Raw genomic sequence first — 20,103 nt, forward strand, 5'->3', positions numbered from 1 at the left:
CGTGCATCGATTCGGCAAGTCAGAGTGTAGCTTGAAGACATCCGCGTTCCAGTGGTTGAGCGGGGAGGAACTTTGAGCGGGCCGACAAAGCCGAATAGCCGCGGCACCCATCCACGCAAGTGGTCGCTGTGGCGGCAGCCGCGTGCGCTCGTCAGATTTTTCCTCACGATCGAACTCGCCGTAGCCGCGCTGACAGTGTTTTTCGCTTTCCGTGACGACGTGGTCACAAAACACTGGTGGGAGTTCGCCGTCCTGTGCGTGCTGGCGCTGATCCAGGCCGAGGCGAGCCGCAAGATCGAGCAGGTCCGGCGGCTCATCACCAACGCACCGCACGTGAACATGACGTCGGTCTGGGTGTTCGCCGGTGTCCTGCTGCTGCCGTACAGCCTGTCCGGGCTGCTGGTCATCATCGTGTACGGCCATTTGTGGCTGCGGATCCAACGCAAGATGGGCACGCGGCCGGTGCACCGCGTGGTGTTCTCCACATCGATGATCATGCTGAGCGCCTACGCGGCCGCGGGTGTGTACGCGGCGGGCAGGATGCTGCAGCAGAGCAGCAACTGGTCCGGCGCGACGACGACACCGATCATCATCGCCGTGGCGACGCTGGTGTTCCTGGTCGTCAACAACGTCCTGGTGGCCATCGCCGCCTCGCTGCACGGCAGGCCCAGCCACGTGATGATCTCGTGGGCCGACTTCGGGCTGGAGATCGCGACGCTGTGCCTGGGCGCGCTCGCCGCGCTCGCCCTGGACAACGTGCCGTACCTGATCGTGCTGATCCTGCCGCCGTTACTGGTGCTGCACCGCGCGGTGCTGGTCAAGCAACTGGAAGAACTGGCGATCACCGACCAGAAGACCGGTCTGCTCAACGCGACGGCATGGCACGAGGCCGCCAAGAACGAGCTGTCCCGCGCCGCCCGGCAGAATTCGTGTTTCGGTGTGATGATGGTCGACCTCGATTACTTCAAACGGGTCAACGACACGTACGGCCATTTGGCAGGCGACGAAGTGCTGAAGGCGATAGCCCGAATGCTGAAGGACGAACTGCGTGACTACGACTCGGCCGGCCGGTTCGGCGGCGAGGAGTTCGCGGTGCTGATCCCCGATTCGTCGCCGGCCGATGTCGTGGCCACCGCGGAACGGCTCCGCAGGCGCGTGACCGAACTCGAAGTGCTCGCGCCGACCGAGAACGGCGAAACGCTCATCACCAAACTCAGTGCCTCGATCGGCGTGGCCATCTACCCGACCAGCGGCACCACCCTCGAGCAGTTGATGCTCACCGCAGACTCGGCCGTGTACACCGCCAAGTCCAACGGCCGCAACCAGGTCGTCACGCTCTCGACGTAAACCGCTGGCCCGGCCGAATACGCTTGAAAGGTGGTCGCCGAAGAAGTCGAGCGGATCGCCGGGGAGACCGGATTCACCGGAGTCGTGTCGGTGGATCGCCGTGGTGCGGTCGAATTCGCCAAGGCCTACGGATACGCACACCGCGGCCTCGAGATCCCGAACACGCTCGACACCAGGTTCGGCATCGCCAGCGGCACCAAGGGGTTGACCGCACTCACGGTGATGAGCCTGATAGCCGACGGCGTCCTGGAATTGTCGACAACCGCACGGTCGGTCCTCGGTGCGGATCTGCCGCTGATCGACGACGCGGTGACCGTCGAACATCTGCTGGGGCACCGATCCGGCATCGGGGATTACTACGACGAGAACACCCACGGCGACATCTCGGACTATCTGCTGCCGGCGCCGCACCACGAACTGCTTGACACCGAACAGTACGTGGCGGTGCTCGACGGTCATCCGCAGGAGTTCATTCCAGGCACCGACTTCAAGTACAACAACGGCGGTTATGTCGTGCTCGCGCTGATCGCGGAACGCACCAGCGGGACACCGTTCCACACGCTTGTCCGTGAACGTGTCTGCGTCCCGGCAGGCATGACATCGACGGAGTTCCTGCGCGCGGACGAACCCGGCCCGCGCACCGCACTGGGGTACGTCCACATCGACGGGGTGTGCCGGACCAACGTGTTCCACCTGCCGATCCGTGGAACCGGCGACGGCGGGATCTACTCGACCGCGCCGGATTTCACCCGGTTCTGGCCGGCGCTGCACGAAGGGGCGATCGTCCCGCCCGATCAGGTCGAGTTGATGACCCGTCCGCGCAGCGACTACCCGGAGCAGGATCTGCGCTACGGACTCGGATTCTGGCTGCCCGCCGGAAAGAACACGGTGATGCTCGAAGGCTACGACGTCGGCGTGTCATTCCGCAGTACCCACAACCCGGAATCGGGCCTGACGTACACAGTCATCTCGAACGACGCGGAAGGCGCATGGCCGATCGCCCGGCGTCTTTCGGAAATCCTGGACTAGAGATCGGGAAGCGGGTCAGGTGGCAGGTAGTCGGGCGTGAGGATCTCCGCGTCCGCCGCCCGCACGACCGACACGTACTCCTCGTCGATCTCCAGCAACAACGGCCCCAACGTCACCGTTGGCGACAATGAACCGTACAACTCCACGGGTCCCAGCTTGGTCCGCCGCGGATATGTCGCCAGTACGGCCGAAGGTCTGTGACGACTGAACCACCGGCACCCCAACACCATGACTGTGTTGTCGGTGACGACGATCAGATACTCCGCCATGGCCGCCACCGAACTCGCGGGGAACAGGTACCTGATCGACTCGCCGTCGGGTAACAGCTCCCGGCACCGTTTGCGCACCACCGAGGACACCGGCATCCTCGTACCCCCTCACCCCGTCCTGCCTCCCCAGTCTGCGCACCAGCCCGCCCCCGTCAAGCCCCCATTGGCACTGGTCATGCGGGGCTTGCGAGTGGATCATCGGACGACATGGAACCGGGGCCGTACCGTCGATGGCGGTACGGCCCCGGAGCACTACTTCCCTAGTTGTTGATGACGATGGTGAATGTGGTTGTGGTGTTCTTGATGTCCTGATGGTTGTTGGCGAACCTCAGGTTGTCGAACGTCACCGAGCCGACCGCCGGACCCTGGCCGGGTTCGGGCATCTCGTTGGCCCACAGTCCGAAACCGGACTTGGCCTCGAACTGGTCACCGGAGAGGCGGGCGCCGCTGATCGAGACGTTCGTCAGCACCGAGTCGGTGATCGGGTTCTCCGGCTGGCTGCCGTTGTACTTCGTCTGGAACATGATCCCGCTGTACGTCGGGTCCACTATGTCCACATCGGACACCCTGATGCCGCGGTAGACCTTGCTGGCGGAGAACATCCAGATCGCGCCGAAGGTCTGCGCGCCCCAGAAGTGCCCGCCTGCCCGGACCAGCGAGATGTTCTGGAACGACGTCACCCCCGGCCCGAAGCCCTCCATCGGGTAGCCGAAGTCCAGCGAGCTGATGGTGACACCGGAGTACGTCAACGTGTCCGCGATGTACAGGTTGCGGAACGTGTTGTTCTGGCCGCCGTACACGGCGAGGCCCGCGGCACGCCAAGTCGTTGTGGAGGACAGGTTCTCGTACACGTTGCCGCTCTGCCCGCTTCCGCCCGCGTCGGTCGCGGCGAACAGCGCGAAGCTGTCGTCACCGGTGGACCGGGCGTCGACGTTGCTGATGCGGTTGTTCTTGCTGCCGTTGGTCATGTTGACGCCGTCGGCCCACATGTTGCGGATGCGCGAGTTGGTGATCGAGATGTTCTGCACGTTCGCGCCCCAGAACAGGCACACCATGTGCTCGGTCCAGACGTTGTCGATCGTCAGGCCGGTGACGCCGTTGGCGTCGAAGACCTTGCCCGGCCCGTCGATCCGGTTGACGTAGTTGCCGAAGTAGGCGAACCCGGAGAACTTCGACGCACCGGCCGACGTCTCGATCCGGAACCCGATGTCGGTGCCTTCCTGGCCGGCCGGGGCGAGGAACCGCGAGAACCACGGCCCGGCGCCGACGACCTGCACGGGCTTGCCGTACACCTGGAACTTGCTGCCGGTCTGGTAGTCACCCCTCGGCAGGTAGACACCGGCCAGGGTGCCGGTGGTGTCCATCCGGACCCGGTCCAGCGCGTTCTGCACGTCCTGGTGGGTGAAACCGGCGGGCACGGTGAACTTGGCCGGGTCCGGGTTCGGCGTCTCCGTCACCTGCTCGAAGTCCACGAAGTCGATCGCGTACGTGCTCGTGTTGGACGCGCTCTTCTGCAACCGGATCTTGCTGCCCGCGGGCACGGTCGTGTTGAGCAGGACGCTGGCCTCGTCGTAGATGTGGCGCGGGCCGCCGGCGCCGGGGCTGTTGCCCGGGCTGGCTTCGTTGCCGTACACCCACGAGTAGCGCGAGGTCAGGTCGATCGCCTTGTGGTACGTGCCGTTGACGAAGATGTCCAACGTGGCGTTGATCCCGCCGCCGCCCGGCGCGTCCGGGATGGAGAAGCGGGTGACCAGCGTGTTGGTCGGCTGCCGGTTGGTGAACTCGACCGAAGCTCCGGTGCTGGTCAACGTCACCGCACGCCGCCCGGACGCCTCACCGGCGAGGTCCCCGATCGTCCTGTTCGGACCGACGACCGCCGCGCCGCCGCCGAGCACACCGGTCTCGGCTTCGTAGTGGTCGTAAGGCATGTTGGCGCCGCGACCCACGAACAGGGTTTGCGTGGTGGTGTTGTTCCCTTGCTTGACGGGCAGTTCGTTGCCGTCGTTGGCGATCACGGTCCGGATCGTGTACCGGCCGTTGGCCGCGGTCCACGTACCGAGGGCCACGGGCGCCGTCGTGGCCCCAGCAGCGATCACGCCGTTGTGCGCGCCACTGAGGTTGGCGACAACGGCGCCCGTGTCCGCGTTCGCCACCTGCAGGGTGACGTTGTGCGCGCCGCTCGCCGACGCGATGCTGCCCTGGTTCTTGATGGCGACCGAGAAACTCACGGCGTTGCCGGCCGACGGGTTGTCCGGCGTCCAGCTGACCGGCGAGGCGATCAGGTCGGAGGTGGCGACCGGGTTGACCACGAGCGAGCTCGCGTTGGTGAACGTGTTGTTCGCTTCGCTCTGTTCGACGACCTTGTTCGGCTCGTCGACCTTGGCGATCAACTGGTACGAACCGGCCGTCTGGGCACCGATGTTCGCCGAGACCGTGGTCTGCGCGCCGGCTGCCAGCGTGCCGACCTGCGCGGTGCCGACCTTCGTCGTGCCCAGGTAGAAGTTCAGATCCGTGGCACCGGCCGCGACCGCACCGGCGTTATGGACCGTCGCGCTGGCGGTGATCGTGTCGGACTCCACCGGCGCCGAGGGCGACCACGAGGACGCCGTGATCGTCAGGTCGGGGTTCGGCGCGGCGGCACCGATGACCTGGAACTCCGCCGCCTGTCCGGCAGGCGCGCCGGAGTTCGCGGTGAACCGCAACTGGACGTCGGCCACGCGGGCCGAGACCGGAATGGTCACGGAATTGCCTGTCGCGGGGTCGAAGTCGTACGTCGTCGCCGGGACGAGGCTGGTGAGCCCGGACGCGCTCTGCTCACGGCCGAGGACCTGGATGGTCTGCGTGCGCGGGCCCCAGATCGTGGCCGGGTTGAGCCGGACGACCACCGAGCTGGTGTCCACATTGGAACCGAGCTGCACGGTCAGGGTGTTCGGGTACGAGCCGCCCGCGCCTTCCCAGTACGTGTTCACGTCATTGTCGTTGGCGTTGGCGGCAACGAACGTGTGCACGGTCGAGGACGCGGTGATCGGCTTGCCGGCCGCGAGGTTCGTGCCTCCGTTGCCGGTTCCCGTACGCGTGACACTGTTGCTGTTCGGCGACTGGTTGCCCGCCGCGTCCTTGGCACGCACGAAGTACGTGACCGTGGCGCTGTCGGGCTGGTTGTCCGTGTAGGACAGTCCGGTCACGCTGGTGCGCAGGACGTTGTTGGCGTAGACGTCATATCCGGTGACGCCGACGTTGTCGGTCGCCGCGTTCCAGGCGAGGTTGATCTGGCCGGACCCCGGCTGCGTGAACCGCAGGTTGCCCGGCGCCGTCGGCGGCTGGCTGTCGCCGGTGTCCGGGCCGTAGACCTCGAACTCGGCGACCTGTGCCGCGGGCCAGCCGGTGTTCCCGCTGACGTTCAGCCGCAGATACCGTTGGGTCGTCGCGTTGTAGTTGATCGTGACGGTGTTGTTGGTGGCCGGGTTGAACTGGTAACCGGCCGACGCCACGATGTCGGAGAACGTGCTCCCGTTGGCGCTGCCCTGGACGGTCAGGGTCTGTGTGCGGGCGCCCCAGTTGGCCACCGGCAACTTCAGCACGATCTGCGTCGTGCTGACCGACGCGCCCAGATCGACCTGCAACCACTGCGGGAACGCGTTGTTCGTGCTTTCCCAGTAGGTGTTCTGGTTCGAGTCGTTGCTGTTGCCAGGGCCGTAACCACCGGCTGAGCCGCTGGCGGTGATCGTCTTGCCCAGCGCCAGGTTCGGGCCTGCCAGGATCGTGGGCGTCGTCTCGATCTCGGCGAGCGCGCCCCCGGCACCGGCGAAGTCCACGCGGACGTAGCGTGTCACCGTGGCACCGAAGGGAATCTGGACGGTGTTGTTCTCGCGGGGTTCGAACTTGTAGTCCCTGGCCGCGACGATGGTGGAGAACCCGACGCCGTCGTAGCTGCCCTGCACGGACAGGTGCTGCGTCCGCGTCTCCCACTTGGCGGGCAGTTTGAGCACGACGCCGGAGATGCTCTTCGGCCGGCCGAGGTCGATCTGCGCGGGGGCGCCGTCGCTCTGCCAGTACGAGCTCTGGTCACCGTCGCTGATGCTGCTGATGTCGGTGCTCGGGGTCGCGGCGGCAGGGGTTGTCACGCCGATCAGGCCGAGGCTTGTGGTGATGAGTGCGGCTAACAGCCGGGATCTGGTCATACCGGGCTGACCTCTCGTCCGGGGGCAGGGGGCAACGAGAAGGTTGGATCTTCCGATCGAAAATGACGGATTTTCGGTTGTCTGTCGTTTTCTTGCGGAGCGGAGTCCAAGCGTTACAGATGCGCTACGGCCACGTCAATGGCCAGTTAGCAGAGGGAGAAGGGAACGCGGACGGATCAGGGCATCAGGCCGCGCAGGCGCACGCCCGAGGTGACCCGCTCGAAGCCGTGACCGGCCAGCACGATGTCCGCGCTCTGCCCCTTGACCATCTCGGCGAGGAACTCGCCGTGGTACACGATGGCGCTGACCTTCAGCGCGATGTCGTGTTTGCCGCCGCCCCCACGGGCCTCGGTGAAGAAGTCCCCGACCCGGACCGGGCCCTTGTAACAGCGTCCGGTGATTCGCACCCCGTTGCCGTCCGCGACAGGACCGCTGCCCAATTCGGCGAATTCGATCTTGCGCATGCGTCCTCCGGACGTCCGCCCGCGTTGGTGAACCGCTGCATGCTCCCCGAGCGAACGACCGGCCGCAAGGCTCTTGACCTTGATATTTCCGAAGTGTGATAACGCGGGACGGATACCTCGTACACACTGTTGTTCGCCTGACCGTCCGGTGCAAGCCAGCCAGTGAAGGCCGCGACAGCCGTAAAGTGTGGTCGTGCGGGTGCTGGTGGTTGAGGACGAAGAAGGCTTGGTGAATGCCTTGCGTGCCGGGTTGACCAGAGCCGGCTACGCCGTCGACGCGGCCCGGACAGTGGCCGAGGCGACCGAGAAACTCGCGGTGACCGGTTATGACCTGATGATCCTGGACATCATGTTGCCGGACAGCGACGGGCTGTCGCTGTGCCGCGCGGTCCGCGGTGGCGAATTCGACCTGGCGCCGGGTACTGACCTGCGCATCCTCATGCTGACCGCGCGTTCCGGGCTGGCCGACCGGGTACGCGGCCTGGACTTCGGCGCCGACGACTACCTGACCAAACCGTTCGCGCTCGCCGAACTGCTGGCCAGGGTGCGTGCGCTGATGCGTCGCAACGTCAGCAACGGCTCGACGGTGCTGCAGGTCGGTGACATCACCCTGGATTCCGCCCGGCATCTCGCCACGCGCGGTGGCCGGACGTTGTCGTTGACGCTCAAGGAGTTCGGCGTGCTGCGCTACCTGATGTCCCGGCCGGGCCACGTGATCTCCACCGAGGAGTTGCTTGAGCACGTGTGGGACGAGAACGCCGATCCGTTCACCGAGACGGTGCGGGTCACCGTGGGCACGTTGCGCCGCAAGCTCACCGCCGAGGCCGGACAGTCGCCGATCGACACCGTGATCGGCCGTGGGTACCGGCTGCGGGCGGACACGTGACGACCGCGTGGGCACGGACCATCCGCTTCCGGCTCGCGGCCACCTATTCGTCCGTCCTGTTCGGACTGACCGCGCTCGTGGTGACCGGCCTGTACCTGGTGTTGTCGTCGGTGCTGGAGGCCGGGCCGCTGGAGTCCTCGCCGAAGATGGCCAAGGACGACCAGGGCAACTGGACGGTCACCGAGGGCGCCCGGTTCGACGCGTCGGACATGGCGGCGGTCGAGGCCGCCGCGAACCACAAGACGCTCGGCATCCTGCGTGACCTGTCATTGCAGGCGATGGTCGTGCTGTTCGTCGCGAGCCTGGTCGTCGGCTGGTGGCTGGCCGGCCGCGCACTGCGGCCGGTCCGGCGGATCACCTCGACCGCGCGGGACATCTCGGCGACCGACCTGTCCCGGCGGATCGACCTCGACGGCCCGCGCGACGAGTTGCGCGAACTGGCCGAGACGATCGACGGCATGCTCGGCCGGTTGGAGGCGGCGTTCGCCGCCCAGCGGCAACTGGTCGACGATGCCTCGCATGAGCTGCGTAACCCGCTCGCGGTGATCCAAGCCAATGTGGACGCCGTGCTGGCGATGGACGACACCACACCGGCCGCGCGGGCGACGGCGGCCGCGCTGGTGGGCCGGGCGGTGAGCCGGATGACCCAGTTGGTCGAGGACCTGCTCTCCTCGGCCCGGCGAGGCTCGCCCGCGTTCGTGGACGTCGAAGTCGACCTGGCCGTGATCGGCATCGAGGCGGCCGACGAGTACGCGCTGCTGGCCGCCGAGCGGGATCTGGGACTCGACCGGCGGCTGTCCCCGGGCCCGGTGGTCGCGGGCGACCCGCACGCGTTGCGGCGCGCGGTGGACAACCTGCTGTCCAACGCGGTCCGGCTCGCCCCACGCGGCAGCGAGATCACCGTGGCCGTCGGCAGCAGGGACGGGTGGGCGTGGATCGCCGTACGTGACCAGGGCCCGGGCATCCCGGCCGGGGACCTGGAACAGATCTTCGACCGGTTCTTCACCGCCGCCCGGCAGGTCGCCGAATCCCCTGCCGACGCAGGCAAACGGTTCGGGCAGGCCGGACTGGGGCTGGCGATCGTGCGGCAGATCGTGGAGAGCCACGACGGGCTGGTCGCCGTGCACTCCACCGAGGACGTCGGCAGCACGTTCGTGCTCTGGCTACCCGACCACGGCGCCACCGAGCGCGGTGCGGAACGCACAGCCCGCCCGCCGGGGGACAACCCGCTGCCCCTCTCCCCCGTCCGGACGCACTGACCCTGGACGCGCTTTCGGCCGATCTTCGGGTGTCGTTGCTTCCATGGGCGCATGACGCTGAGACTGACGGTGAACGATCAGCGGCGACGGGTCGAGACGGACCCGGAAACGCCGCTGCTGTGGGTGATCCGGGAGCAGTTGGGGCTCACCGGAACCAAGTTCGGATGCGGCGCCGGCGTGTGCGGCGCGTGCACCGTCCAGCTCGACGGGAAACCGGTGCAGTCCTGCTCGGTCCCCGTCGGCGACGTCGGCAGGCAGCCGGTGACCACCATCGAGGGAGTTGACGGCCCGGTCGCCGAGGCGGTCCGGCGGGCGTGGCTCGAGCTGGACGCAGCCGAGTGCGGGTACTGCCAGCCGGGCATGATCGTCGCCGCGATCGCACTGCTGCGGCGCAAACCCCATTGCACCGACAAGGACATCGACGATGCCCTGCGCGGCAACATCTGCCGCTGCGGCATCTATGACCGGATTCGCGCCGCGGTCCACCTGGCTGCCAGGAAACTGGAGCGATAGCCATGCCGGAGACCCCGCTGCTCGGCCGTCGCTCGATCCTCAGAGGCGCGGCCGTCGCCACCACCGGCCTGGTCATCGGCCTGTACGTCCCCGAGCGCGGTCGCGCCGCCGGCCGGTCCGAACCGCTCGCCCCCAACGCTTTTCTCCGGATCAGCCCGGAGAACGAGGTGACGGTCGTCGCCAAGCACGTCGAGTGGGGCCAGGGCATCCACACCACGCTGGCGATGATGATCGCCGAGGAGCTCGACGCCGACTGGGGCCAGGTGCGGGTCGTGCCGGCACCGGCGGACCCGGACCTCTACGCGAACCTCATCTTCGAGGCGCAGGTTACGGCGGGCAGCAACAGCGTCCGCAACTCGTGGGAGCAGTACCGGCGGGCCGGGGCCACCGGCCGCGCCATGCTCGTCGCCGCCGCGGCGCAGCGGTGGAATGTGCCGGCCGCCGAGATCACCGTCGACCAGGGTGTGGTGCGCCATTCGCGAACCGGACGGAAGGCCACGTTCGGCGAGCTGGCCGGGGCGGCGGCGACGCAGCCGGTGCCCACGGACGTGCCGCTCAAGGACATCGGCCGGTTCCGGCTGATCGGCACGCAGGGCGTGCACCGGCTCGACACTCCGTCCAAACTGGACGGCAGTGCCCGGTTCGCCATCGACGTCACGCAGCCCGGGATGCTGACCGCGCTGGTCGCCCGCTCACCCCGGTTCGGCGGCAGGGTGGCATCGGTCGACCGCGCGGCGGCCCTGCGCGTGCCCGGCGTGCGGCACGTCGTCCAGATCCCGACCGGGATCGCGGTCGTGGCCGACACGTTCTGGGCGGCCAAGAAGGGCCGTGACGCGCTCGACGTCCGGTGGGACGACACGGGCGCGGAGACCAGAAGCACCACCGATCTGGTTACGGAGTACCGGGCGCTGTTGGACCGGCGCGGCGACATCGCCCGCAAGGACGGCGACGCCGAACGGGCATTGGCGGGCGCGGCGCACACCATCACCGCCGACTTCGAGTACCCGTACCTGGCCCACGCCCCGCTGGAACCCGTGGCCGTGGCCGTACGCCGCACCCGGGACGGCGTCGAGGTCTGGACCGGCGAGGGATCAGTCCAGGGCGCGCAGGAGGGCGCGGCGGAACTCCTCGGGCTCACCCGCGAGCAGGTCACCGTGCACTCGGTGTACGCGGGCGGCTCCTTCGGCCGTAAGGACGGCACAACCCTGGAGGCGGTCGAGATTCTGCGGGCCATCGGCGGCAGCGCGCCGGTCAAACTGGTCTGGACCCGCGAGGACGACCTGCGGCACAGCTTCTACCGGCCGATGTACGTCCACCGGATGACGGTCGGGCTGGACCGCCGTGGCGACATCACCGCCTGGCACCACCGCATCGTCGGCCAGTCGATCTTCCCGTGGGAACCGGTCAACGGCGTCGACTGGGTCTCGGTGGACGGCGCGGGGAACATTCCGTACGACATCCCGAACATCTTGGTGGACCTGCACACCACGCAAACCGGTGTGCCGATCAACACGCTGCGAGGGACCGCCGGGGCGCACACCGTGTACTCGGTTGAGACCATGCTCGACGACGTGGCCGCACGGACCGGCCGCGACCCGCTCGCGCTGCGCCGGCAGTTGATGTCCCGCGACCCGAACACCAAGCAGATCGAGATCCTGTCGATCGCGGAAGCGGACCGGCCGACGGTGTTCGCCGAGTTCCCCCGGCAGCGCCGGACACTGGAACTGGCGGCCCGGCGGGCCGGGTGGGGCAGCCGGCTCGGGCGTGGCCGGGGCCGCGGACTCGCCGTGCACTACGGCTTCCTGACCTCGGTGGCGATGGTCGCCGAGGTGACCGCGCACCGGGAGACGTTCCGGGTGGACCGGGTGGTCTGCGCGGTCGACTGCGGGATCGCGGTGAACCCGGACATCGTGCGCTCGCAGATCGAGGGCAGCGTGGCCTGGGGGCTGAGCATCATGCTGGACGGGGCGATCACCCTCGACCGCGGTGTCGTGCAGCAGTCCGGCTTCCACGACTACCGGGTGCTCCGGATGGACCAGATGCCCAAGGTGGAAGTACACATCATGCCTTCCTCGGCGCCGCCGAAAGGAGTTGGCCAGGTGGCGGTCGCCACCGTCGCACCCGCCGTGGCCAACGCGTTGTTCGCGGCGACCGGCCGTAGGGTTCGCCGGCTGCCGTTCTCAGCCGGCTGATTCCCGTCGTCGCTGACCAACGACCGCGCTGGCCACTCGTTCGCCAGCGCGGTCCGTCGAACCGTGGAGCTCACGGCTGTCCTATTCGGACCGTCCGACGAACGTTGACACGCCGGATACAACAGCCTACGGTGAACTCGGAAAGCGTTTTCCGACTGGCGAGGCCCGGCACGCTGGAAGGAACTCCTATGTGGACACGTTTGGTCAGGACAACCCTGGTGATAGCGCTTTCATCGAGTGCGGTCGTACTCGGACCATCACAAGCTGGTGCCCTGCAAGCCGTCGCGGACGGTTTCGCCTCCGTGAACGCCCTTGGCCAGAACGGAACAACAGGCGGCGCCGGTGGCTCGACTGTCACAGCGACAACGACTGCGCAGTTCCTCGACTACATCGCACGCCCCGAACCTCTTGTCGTCCAAGTGCGCGGCACGATCACGCTCCCGACAGGCACCAGCGACGGGATGCACAACGTCAAGTCCCACAAGACGATCATCGGCCTCGGCACCGACGCGACGCTCGTCGGCGGCGGCCTGAACATCGGTCTGCCGGCCAATGACCGGATCACGTCCCCTCCGCCGGACACCGTGCACAACGTCATCATCCGCAACCTCACGATGACCGGCGCCACCGACGATCTGATCAACGTCCAGATGTTCTCCCACCACATCTGGATCGACCACAACACCTTCGCCAACGGCGATGACGGCGCCGTCGACATCAAGCGTGGCTCCGACTTCGTCACCGTGTCGTGGAACCGATTCCACGACCATGACAAAACCATGCTGCTCGGCCACGACGACGACAACGGCGCGCAGGACATCGGTCGCCTGCGAGTGACCTATCACCACAACTACTTCGACGGTTCCGACCAGCGCAACCCCCGAGTCCGCTTCGGCTCACCGGTGCACGTCTACAACAACTACTACCGGGACAACAGCTACGGCGTGGCCTCGACGATGAACGCGGGCATCGTGCTGGAGGGCAACTACTTCTTCAGCGTCAACAACCCCGGCCGGGTCGACTTCAGCGGCGACCTGGGCCGGATGGTGGCCAGGGACAACATTCTCGTGGAGTGCAACCACGAGATCGAGACGCGAGGTTCCGTCGTCGAACCGCGGACCTTCTACCCGTACACCCCGCACCGCGCAGCCGAGGTTCCCACGGTCGTACCGGCTGGCGCCGGCACCGGCAAGATCTGAAGATGGCAGACTTTAATGCGGCTCAGCACACTTGCTAATCGGGCCGCGCTGGAGTGACGTCATGCTCCTCGAACATGATCACGCCGGGCTGCGTACTGCAGCGAGGCGCCTACGAAAAACCGACGTCGTGTTGCCCACAGGCGTTTCGCGGCATCCACAGGCTTGAGCTGGACAAATCGTCCCAGCCGCCTGTCGTTGTCCACATGCGGCTGTCAAGCTTTCTGGATCTGTCCACATCCGCACGGCGTGTTGTCCACGTAGCGCTCCACAGCGGTGCCAAGCTACCGTGCGCAGCTCAACACTCCCAGTCTGGACCGACCGCTGGAGCGCGACACCGTGAATGCTCAAGAACGTCGTGGCGACCTTAGCCTACAAGAATTTTCAACGTGGGCGAGTCAACAGACCAAGCGCCTGGCGGCAAACTTCGGTCTTGACAGCACAGCCGATCGCGACATGTTCGCGCTGGCACAGACAGCCAAACTAGGCGAAGAGGTTGGCGAACTTCACGCCGAGGTTCTCGGCGCCATTCGCTATTGCCGCGCGGACAAGGTCAGCCGCTACACCGACGAGACGCTGGCCGGTGAGCTTGCCGACGTCATGGTCTGCACCATGCTGCTCGCCCAAATATTCGACGTCGATGTCGCCCATGCCATAAAGAGCAAGATTGACTTCCTCGACGAGCGGCAGTTCTAACTTCAGCTGGTTCAGTCGATCGTCATCATCGTCCGCTCGAGATACTTGTTCATGTGGTTCTCTTTGTAGGGAAACTGATTCCACAACTCGGTCACTGAACTTTCGCACAGATTGCCGAACGGCTCCAAGCAGTCGGGTTCCGACCACACCGGCGATGCGATGGCGCGACCGTCCGGCTCGACCAGGATGGCATGACCTGGTCCGATTTTCATCCAGTCGGCGATCGTAATCCGTGGCGTCCAGCCATGACGTTCCTTCTCTTCGGCCAGATACGCGTACAGCTGGTCGAGCTCCTCGCCTGTCGTAAAATCGTCGAAAAGATTCTTGCTCATACCTTTAGGGATTGTGGTGAGAATCTTTACTTTCTTCGCAAACGTGGTGCGAGAGTGCGCGGGATGAGTTTCGTCCTAGCGGGCGTCGCGGACCAGCAGCGCGACCTCGACGCGGTTCGCACAGTTCAGCTTCGTCAGCAGGCGGCTCACGTACGTCTTGATCGTAGGTTCGCTCATGTGGACGCGGCGGCCGATGTCCGCGTTGGACAGGCCTTCGGCGACCAGGGCGGCGATCTCGCTCTCCCGAGGGCTGAGCACTGCCAGCCTGGCCGCGGCCTGCTGCCGGCGGCCCGCCACCGGGGTGACCATGCCGAGCACGAGCCGGGTGACTTCGGCGGAGAGGTACGCGTCGCCGTTGTGCGCGGCGCGGACCGCGCGGATCAGCTCGTCCGGTGCGCAGTGCTTGAGCACGAACCCGGCCGCGCCGTCCTGTAGGGCCTGCAGCACATTGGATTCGGTGCCGAACGACGTCAGCATCACCGCCCGCACATCCGGTGCCTGCCGCCGCAGTTCACCGAGCGCGCCGAGGCCGTCGAGCACCGGCATGGTGATGTCGAGCAGGACCACGTCCGGTCGGTGCCGCACCGCCTCAGCGACGGCCGCGCCGCCGTCGGCCACGGTGGCCACGACCTCGATGTCGTCGGCGGACTCGAGCACGGTCCGGATGCCCGCGGTGATCAGCGGTTCGTCGTCGGCGACCACGACCCGGACCATCAGCCGCTCACTCCGATGACGAGACCGGCAGGCAGCAGCAAGAACAGCAGCACCGCGGTCGCCGCGCCCAGTATCGCGATCTGGCTTCTGCGCGACCGCGGTTCCGGCGGCAGGTCCGGGGGCGTGGTCGGCAGCATCGCCACGAGCCGGAACTCACCGTCCACCACGCGGTGGTCGACGAAACCTCCCGCGGCGCCGGCCCGTTCCGCCAACCCGGCGAGGCCAAAGCCACCGCCGCGCACCGTGGTCGCGGCTACTGGGTTTGTCACGGTCACCACCAGTGCGTCCGTTTCGCGGGTCAGCTGAATAGCAACGGGTTGGCCAGCGGCGTGCTTGGCCGCGTTGGTCAGCCCTTCCTCAACGACCCGGTACGCGGCCCGCGACACTGCCAGCGGCAACTCCCCGGCCGCTCCGCCGGTCACCACCGCCACCCCGGCGGTCCGGAACTCCTCGACGAGCGCCGGGATCTGTTCCGCGCCTGGCGTCTCGTCCGCGGCGCCCCGCAGGGAACCGATCAGCTGGTACAGCTCAGTGACCGCATCGCGGGCGCTGCTGGCGAGCGCGGTGACGGCCGCCTTCCGCTCCGGTGGCAGGTCGGTGACCTCCAGCGCCGCCGCCTGCACGGACACCAGGCTGAGCCGCCGGCCCAGCGAGTCGTGCATGTCCCGGGCGATCCGCAGCCGCTCCCGCAGCTGTTCCCGCTCGGCCAGCAGCGCCCGTTCGGTACGCAGCTGCCGGTTGTGCGCCTCCAGCGTGCGCATGAGCCTGCGGTGCTGGGCGAGATAGCGGCCGACCACCAGCGGCAGCACCACGAACACCACGAATCCCGACATCTGCTGCAGCACACCGGCGGGCGTGAACGTCACCTGCAGTGCGCCCAATGCGAAGGCAGTACCGACAACGACCGCGAGGTCAGTCCGCGACGGCAGGGTGCGCCCGGTGAGGTAGGCGGTCCACGCCAGCACCCCGTACCCCGCCAGGATCAGCAGCCCGAACCACCCCTGGCTCGCGTGTTCGGTGGCGACGACCACCGCGACGTTGGCTACGACGACGGCGGCAGTGGCGACATATCGGCCCATGACAGCAGATTACGGGGCGACTTTCGTTGACAGTACAGACGACTTTCGACGACAGTGCCCGCCGGGCCCGGCTGTCTAGCGTTGCGGCGTGATCGAAGTGGCAGGACTCACCAAGCGATACGGCCGTACGGTCGCGGTCGACGACCTGACGTTCACGGTCGAGCCGGGTCGGGTGACCGGTTTCCTCGGGCCCAACGGTGCCGGCAAGTCGACGACCATGCGGATGATGCTCGGCCTGGACCGGCCGGACGCGGGCCGGGTGTTGATCGACGGCCGGCCGTACCGGACGTTCACCGAGCCACTACGGCGGGTGGGTGCCTTGCTGGAGGCGCGGTCGGCACACGGCGGCCGCCGCTGCCGTGACCACCTGAGCTGGCTCGCGCAAACCAACCGGATCCCGGCCTCGCGGGTGGACGAGGTGCTCGATCAGGTCGGGTTGGCCGGCGTGGCAGGCAAGCGGGTCAGCGGGTTTTCGCTCGGCATGCACCAGCGGCTCGGCTTGGCCGCCGCGCTGCTGGGTGATCCGCCGGTGCTGCTGTTCGACGAGCCGGTCAACGGCCTGGACCCGGAAGGCATCGTCTGGCTGCGCAACCTCATGAAGGGCCTGGCCGCCGAGGGGCGAACGGTGTTCGTGTCGAGCCACCTGATGAGCGAGATGGCGTTGACCGCCGAGCACCTGGTCGTGATCGGCCGCGGCCGGCTCCTCGCCGACACCTCGGTCGAGCGGTTCATCGCCGAGAACACCCAGTCATATCTACGAATCGCCACCCCGGAACGTGACCGGCTCCGTGCCGTGCTGGCGGCGGAAGGAATACGTGTGACTGACACGGACGACGGTGCACTGGCCGCCCACGGCGCCGACCCGGCGCGCATCGGTGAGCTGGTCGCCGCCCACGGTGTGGTGGTGCACGAGGTCGCCCGACAGTCCGCGTCACTGGAGGAGGCGTTCGTGCGCATGACCGGTGAGGCGGTGGAGTACCGGTGATGAACCTCGTTCTGGCCGAGTGGACCAAGGCCCGCACCGTCCGCTCCACCTGGTGGAGCCTGTTCACGACCGCCGTCCTCAGCGTCGGGCTCGGCCTGCTGCTGGGTGTCCAGATGGCCAACAACTACGACGAGATGACGGCCGACCAGCAGGCCACCATCGCGCAGATCAGCTTCTACCCGCCGCTTCTCGGGCAGGTCGCCCTGGTGGTGTTCGGGGTGTTGCTGGCGAGTGCGGAGTACACGACCGGCACGATCCGCGCGTCGCTGGCGGCCGTACCGCGCCGGGGCGCGTTCCTCGCGGCGAAGGCGTTGGTGGCGACCGGGGTCGCGGGCGTGCTGTCGGTAGTGGTCGCGTTCGGCACGTTCTTCGCCACGCAGGCGTCGCTCGGCGAGCACGCCGTGTCCCTCACCGATCCGGGGATACTGCGGGCGGTGCTGGGCGAGTGCGCCTACCTGACGATGATGTGCGTGTTCGCGACCGGGGTCGCCATGATCCTGCGCAGCTCGGCGCTGTCGTTGGGCATCCTGATCCCGCTGCTGTTCCTGAACTCGCAGGGCCTGGCGAGCCTGCCGGCGATCCGGTCGGTGACCCAGTACCTGCCCGACCAGGCCGGCGCGGCGATGATGCAGCTCGACACCGGACGGTTCTTCCTCGGCGAGGTGGACTTCGGGCCGGGCACGGCGTTCCTGATCATGCTCGCCTGGGTGGCCGCCGCACTGGCCGGCGGTTACGTGTCACTGCGCCACCGCGACGCCTGACCCGCGGTACCCGTACCGGGCCGGTGAAGCGGGACGCTGCTGGCAGAGGACGATATGCGGATTCCACCAGCGGTGTGCGCCGAAATGATCGACTTGGCCGACGACATGGAGATCAACGAACGGATAACCGCCACGTTGGCTTACTGCCCCGACCGCGAGCCGGACCGCTGAGCGCCGTACGGGTGCGAACTGCAACCCAACCCTCAAACTCTGGGCCTTCCCGGCATGCCGGGAAGGTTCTGGTTATTGGTGGAGCCGTTAAGCACGCCGCCCCATGCTCGGGTGGCGAACCACGTACCCGGTTGCCGGTGATGTCATCACAGGGAACGGCGTCACACGCACCCTCACGCCTTGCTTTATGCGACAACCCGTCGTAATCTTTGCGACAGGTTGTCGCATAAAGGGGCGGGCTGCCTGCTCATGGACGGGCACCGGGAGCCTCGCGACCAGCGCTACCCCGAGCACGGCAGAGCGAACGCCCTGACGTCGCCGTAGTGAATGGAGAGGTTTCTCATGACTGCGCTCAGCGATCGCGCCGATCTCATCGAACTGCTTGGCCGCTACGCCGACATAGCGGACCTGAAGGAGTTCACCGAGCTGCCCGGCCTCGTCTTCACCGACCCGCTGACGCTCGACTTCGGGTCTGTCGCCGACATTCCGCCAATGACCGTGCCACTCGGCGATTACGTCGAGACCATCCGCAACGCCTTTGCGTTCTACACAGCAACCCACCATGCCATCACCGGCCACGTCATCGATATCGATGGCGACAGCGCGACGATCCACGCGCATGTCCGTGCCGAACACTGGCTCCCGAGCGAGCTCGCCAACGATGGCCCCAATTACTGGCTGGTGGTCGGCTTTTACGACAACGAGGCGGTCCGGACGGCGGACGGCTGGCGCCTCAACCGCGTAAAGCTCACCTCGACCTACCAGGAGAACCCACATCTATCAAGCGTTGCCCTGGCCGCCGAGCAGGCACGCTAGAGACAAACCCGACAACGCGTGCGTGGGCACCGTGCTGCGCCGTGCGGGGCGGTAGGCAGACCCAGGGCGCGAGAGAGAAGCCGCGATGAGGAGAGGATGATCGGATGCCGCGGATCCGGGGAGCCAGCATCGAGGAGCACCACGAGATGGTGTGGGCCGACCTCGTCGAGGCGATGCGGCAGTTGTTGCTCGAACGCGACTACGACTCGATCAACATGGGTCACATCGCGGCCAGGGCGGGACTCGCGCGCAACACGCTGTACAACTACGCCCGCGACAAAAGCGCGCTGGTCCGGGCGCTGACCGAGCAGGCAGGCCGGCCCGTGGTCGAGCGTGTGGCGGCGATCGCCGCGCGGTCCGCGGACCCGGCCGCGGAGCGGATGCGAGAGATCGTCGAGGCGGTCCTGGAGGCGTTCACGGACCAGGTCCTGCAGCTGATGTTCCGGCCGAGCCCCGGCCTGCCGGTCGCCGAGGTGCCGAAGGGGCCGGACAGCCCGCTCCACGCGATCGTGGTCGAGGTGGAGAACGTCGTCCGGGACGGCATCGCGCGCGGAGAGTTCCGCGACGTCGGCGACGTGCACCTCGCGGTGGAGCTGCTGTCCGGTGTCATGCGCGCGGGCGCTGAACGCATCGGCCGGGCCCCGGCCACCTTCGCGGCCACGGTCAACGCGGCGCGGGAGATCGTCCTCGCGTCTCTGGCCCACCGCCTGGACCAGCAAAGTTGATGGCTCCGGGGCGGGCCGACCGTCCACAGCGGTTGTGGGACAGCACCGTTAGGTTCCACCCCGGATGGGTGGCCACTGTGGACTTCCGACGTGCGGCCCGGCCGCGAACACGGTGTATGTGACACCCACGGATGCGGGAAGGTCGCAGAGTGAGATCGCGACCAGTGTGGGTGTGGATCGCAAGCCTGCCCCGCCTCTGACCAAAGTCATGATCGACCTGGCGGTACTGACCGTGAGCTGCGCAAAGTCAGCGGGTTAGGTGATTTACCCCTCTGTGGACGTGTGTCCCCTGAAACCGCCGGACCGCTGTCTCGCAGGGGATGTCGACAGAGCCGGCTGAGACGGGAAATGAGACGAACGCCCGGCAACCGTGTTCGGTGTCCGGGCGTTTTCGCTGGTCAAGCATGGAGCCGCCTAAGGGAATCGAACCCTTGACCTACGCATTACGAGTGCGTCGCTCTGGCCGACTGAGCTAAGGCGGCGTGTCC

At 67.1% G+C, this 20,103-nt stretch carries 18 protein-coding genes and 1 tRNA gene; 12 read left to right on the forward strand and 7 right to left on the reverse strand.

The features are described from left to right. Positions 1–219 precede the first annotated feature (219 nt). Together GC106_RS18180 and GC106_RS18185 are read left to right on the forward strand one after the other, a co-directional pair. On the forward strand, positions 220–1,347 hold the full coding sequence (locus GC106_RS18180) for a GGDEF domain-containing protein (protein WP_312872718.1): 1,128 nt from the start codon (positions 220–222) through the stop codon (positions 1,345–1,347). A 30-nt stretch (positions 1,348–1,377) separates the two neighbouring features. Next, positions 1,378–2,376 carry a serine hydrolase domain-containing protein gene (locus tag GC106_RS18185; RefSeq protein WP_173131813.1) on the forward strand — a complete coding sequence of 333 codons (999 nt, stop codon included), beginning with the start codon at positions 1,378–1,380 and terminating at the stop codon, positions 2,374–2,376. On the opposite strand, the gene GC106_RS18190 is transcribed toward GC106_RS18185, so the two are convergent. From GC106_RS18190 to GC106_RS18200, 3 genes are all read right to left on the reverse strand, one after another. Continuing rightward, the gene (locus GC106_RS18190) at positions 2,373–2,741 is read right to left on the reverse strand and encodes a hypothetical protein (protein WP_173131816.1); all 369 of its coding nucleotides are present in this window, start codon (positions 2,739–2,741) and stop codon (positions 2,373–2,375) included. The two genes, GC106_RS18185 and GC106_RS18190, sit on opposite strands and share 4 nt — an antisense overlap. Positions 2,742–2,905: 164 nt before the next feature. Beyond that, positions 2,906–6,826 (reverse strand): discoidin domain-containing protein, encoded by a 3,921-nt coding sequence (locus tag GC106_RS18195; RefSeq protein ID WP_173131819.1) that lies wholly within the window; start codon positions 6,824–6,826, stop codon positions 2,906–2,908. 176 nt (positions 6,827–7,002) lie between these two features. Beyond that, positions 7,003–7,290, reverse strand: a complete 288-nt coding sequence (locus GC106_RS18200; protein WP_173131822.1) for a hypothetical protein — start codon at positions 7,288–7,290, stop codon at positions 7,003–7,005. Between the two features lie 193 nt (positions 7,291–7,483). Between GC106_RS18200 and GC106_RS18205 the strand changes: the two genes are divergently transcribed. From GC106_RS18205 to GC106_RS18230, 6 genes are all read left to right on the forward strand, one after another. After that, positions 7,484–8,176 carry a response regulator transcription factor gene (locus tag GC106_RS18205; protein WP_173131825.1) on the forward strand — a complete coding sequence of 231 codons (693 nt, stop codon included), beginning with the start codon at positions 7,484–7,486 and terminating at the stop codon, positions 8,174–8,176. Further along, positions 8,173–9,435 (forward strand): sensor histidine kinase, encoded by a 1,263-nt coding sequence (locus GC106_RS18210; RefSeq protein ID WP_173131828.1) that lies wholly within the window; start codon positions 8,173–8,175, stop codon positions 9,433–9,435. The genes GC106_RS18205 and GC106_RS18210 overlap by 4 nt, the downstream gene beginning before the upstream one ends. Positions 9,436–9,486: 51 nt before the next feature. Continuing rightward, a complete protein-coding gene (locus tag GC106_RS18215) occupies positions 9,487–9,948 on the forward strand; it encodes a (2Fe-2S)-binding protein (protein ID WP_173131830.1) in 462 nt (153 codons plus the stop codon). A 2-nt stretch (positions 9,949–9,950) separates the two neighbouring features. Beyond that, positions 9,951–12,140, forward strand: coding sequence for a xanthine dehydrogenase family protein molybdopterin-binding subunit (locus GC106_RS18220; protein WP_173131833.1), 2,190 nt, complete (start codon positions 9,951–9,953; stop codon positions 12,138–12,140). 188 nt (positions 12,141–12,328) lie between these two features. Beyond that, on the forward strand, positions 12,329–13,339 hold the full coding sequence (locus GC106_RS18225) for a pectate lyase family protein (protein ID WP_173131836.1): 1,011 nt from the start codon (positions 12,329–12,331) through the stop codon (positions 13,337–13,339). 273 nt (positions 13,340–13,612) lie between these two features. Then, entirely contained in the window at positions 13,613–14,032 is a 420-nt protein-coding gene (locus GC106_RS18230) for a hypothetical protein (RefSeq protein ID WP_173131839.1), read from the forward strand. 11 nt (positions 14,033–14,043) lie between these two features. On the opposite strand, the gene GC106_RS18235 is transcribed toward GC106_RS18230, so the two are convergent. From GC106_RS18235 to GC106_RS18245, 3 genes are all read right to left on the reverse strand, one after another. After that, positions 14,044–14,364, reverse strand: coding sequence for a hypothetical protein (locus GC106_RS18235; protein WP_173131842.1), 321 nt, complete (start codon positions 14,362–14,364; stop codon positions 14,044–14,046). Between the two features lie 75 nt (positions 14,365–14,439). Next, the gene (locus GC106_RS18240) at positions 14,440–15,078 is read right to left on the reverse strand and encodes a response regulator (RefSeq protein ID WP_173131845.1); all 639 of its coding nucleotides are present in this window, start codon (positions 15,076–15,078) and stop codon (positions 14,440–14,442) included. Next, the gene (locus GC106_RS18245) at positions 15,078–16,157 is read right to left on the reverse strand and encodes a histidine kinase (RefSeq protein ID WP_173131848.1); all 1,080 of its coding nucleotides are present in this window, start codon (positions 16,155–16,157) and stop codon (positions 15,078–15,080) included. The genes GC106_RS18240 and GC106_RS18245 overlap by 1 nt, the downstream gene beginning before the upstream one ends. Positions 16,158–16,245: 88 nt before the next feature. On the opposite strand from GC106_RS18245, the gene GC106_RS18250 reads away from it, so the two are divergent. From GC106_RS18250 to GC106_RS18265, 4 genes are all read left to right on the forward strand, one after another. Continuing rightward, positions 16,246–17,142, forward strand: a complete 897-nt coding sequence (locus tag GC106_RS18250) for an ABC transporter ATP-binding protein (protein WP_173131851.1) — start codon at positions 16,246–16,248, stop codon at positions 17,140–17,142. Continuing rightward, positions 17,142–17,903 carry an ABC transporter permease gene (locus GC106_RS18255; RefSeq protein ID WP_173131854.1) on the forward strand — a complete coding sequence of 254 codons (762 nt, stop codon included), beginning with the start codon at positions 17,142–17,144 and terminating at the stop codon, positions 17,901–17,903. Before GC106_RS18250 ends, GC106_RS18255 begins: the two co-directional genes overlap by 1 nt. A 513-nt stretch (positions 17,904–18,416) precedes the next feature. After that, entirely contained in the window at positions 18,417–18,890 is a 474-nt protein-coding gene (locus GC106_RS18260) for a nuclear transport factor 2 family protein (RefSeq protein ID WP_173131857.1), read from the forward strand. Between the two features lie 104 nt (positions 18,891–18,994). After that, positions 18,995–19,615 carry a TetR/AcrR family transcriptional regulator gene (locus GC106_RS18265; RefSeq protein ID WP_173131860.1) on the forward strand — a complete coding sequence of 207 codons (621 nt, stop codon included), beginning with the start codon at positions 18,995–18,997 and terminating at the stop codon, positions 19,613–19,615. 405 nt (positions 19,616–20,020) lie between these two features. On the opposite strand, the gene GC106_RS18270 is transcribed toward GC106_RS18265, so the two are convergent. Further along, positions 20,021–20,097: transfer RNA gene (locus GC106_RS18270), tRNA-Thr, on the reverse strand. Positions 20,098–20,103: the final 6 nt, after the last annotated feature.

This window comes from Kibdelosporangium persicum (assembly GCF_013280595.1).
GTDB classification, from domain to species: domain Bacteria; phylum Actinomycetota; class Actinomycetes; order Mycobacteriales; family Pseudonocardiaceae; genus Kibdelosporangium; species Kibdelosporangium persicum.

Bases quoted from the DNA above. Each gene is read 5' to 3' on its own strand.
- GC106_RS18240 (WP_173131845.1), bottom strand. From the start codon at position 15,078: ATGGTCCGGGTCGTGGTCGCCGACGACGAACCGCTGATCACCGCGGGC.
- GC106_RS18195 (WP_173131819.1), bottom strand. From the start codon at position 6,826: ATGACCAGATCCCGGCTGTTAGCCGCACTCATCACCACAAGCCTCGGC.
- GC106_RS18255 (WP_173131854.1), top strand. From the start codon at position 17,142: ATGAACCTCGTTCTGGCCGAGTGGACCAAGGCCCGCACCGTCCGCTCC.
- GC106_RS18235 (WP_173131842.1), bottom strand. From the start codon at position 14,364: ATGAGCAAGAATCTTTTCGACGATTTTACGACAGGCGAGGAGCTCGAC.
- GC106_RS18225 (WP_173131836.1), top strand. From the start codon at position 12,329: ATGTGGACACGTTTGGTCAGGACAACCCTGGTGATAGCGCTTTCATCG.
- GC106_RS18215 (WP_173131830.1), top strand. From the start codon at position 9,487: ATGACGCTGAGACTGACGGTGAACGATCAGCGGCGACGGGTCGAGACG.
- GC106_RS18190 (WP_173131816.1), bottom strand. From the start codon at position 2,741: ATGCCGGTGTCCTCGGTGGTGCGCAAACGGTGCCGGGAGCTGTTACCC.
- GC106_RS18260 (WP_173131857.1), top strand. From the start codon at position 18,417: ATGACTGCGCTCAGCGATCGCGCCGATCTCATCGAACTGCTTGGCCGC.
- GC106_RS18265 (WP_173131860.1), top strand. From the start codon at position 18,995: ATGCCGCGGATCCGGGGAGCCAGCATCGAGGAGCACCACGAGATGGTG.
- GC106_RS18200 (WP_173131822.1), bottom strand. From the start codon at position 7,290: ATGCGCAAGATCGAATTCGCCGAATTGGGCAGCGGTCCTGTCGCGGAC.
- GC106_RS18245 (WP_173131848.1), bottom strand. From the start codon at position 16,157: ATGGGCCGATATGTCGCCACTGCCGCCGTCGTCGTAGCCAACGTCGCG.
- GC106_RS18220 (WP_173131833.1), top strand. From the start codon at position 9,951: ATGCCGGAGACCCCGCTGCTCGGCCGTCGCTCGATCCTCAGAGGCGCG.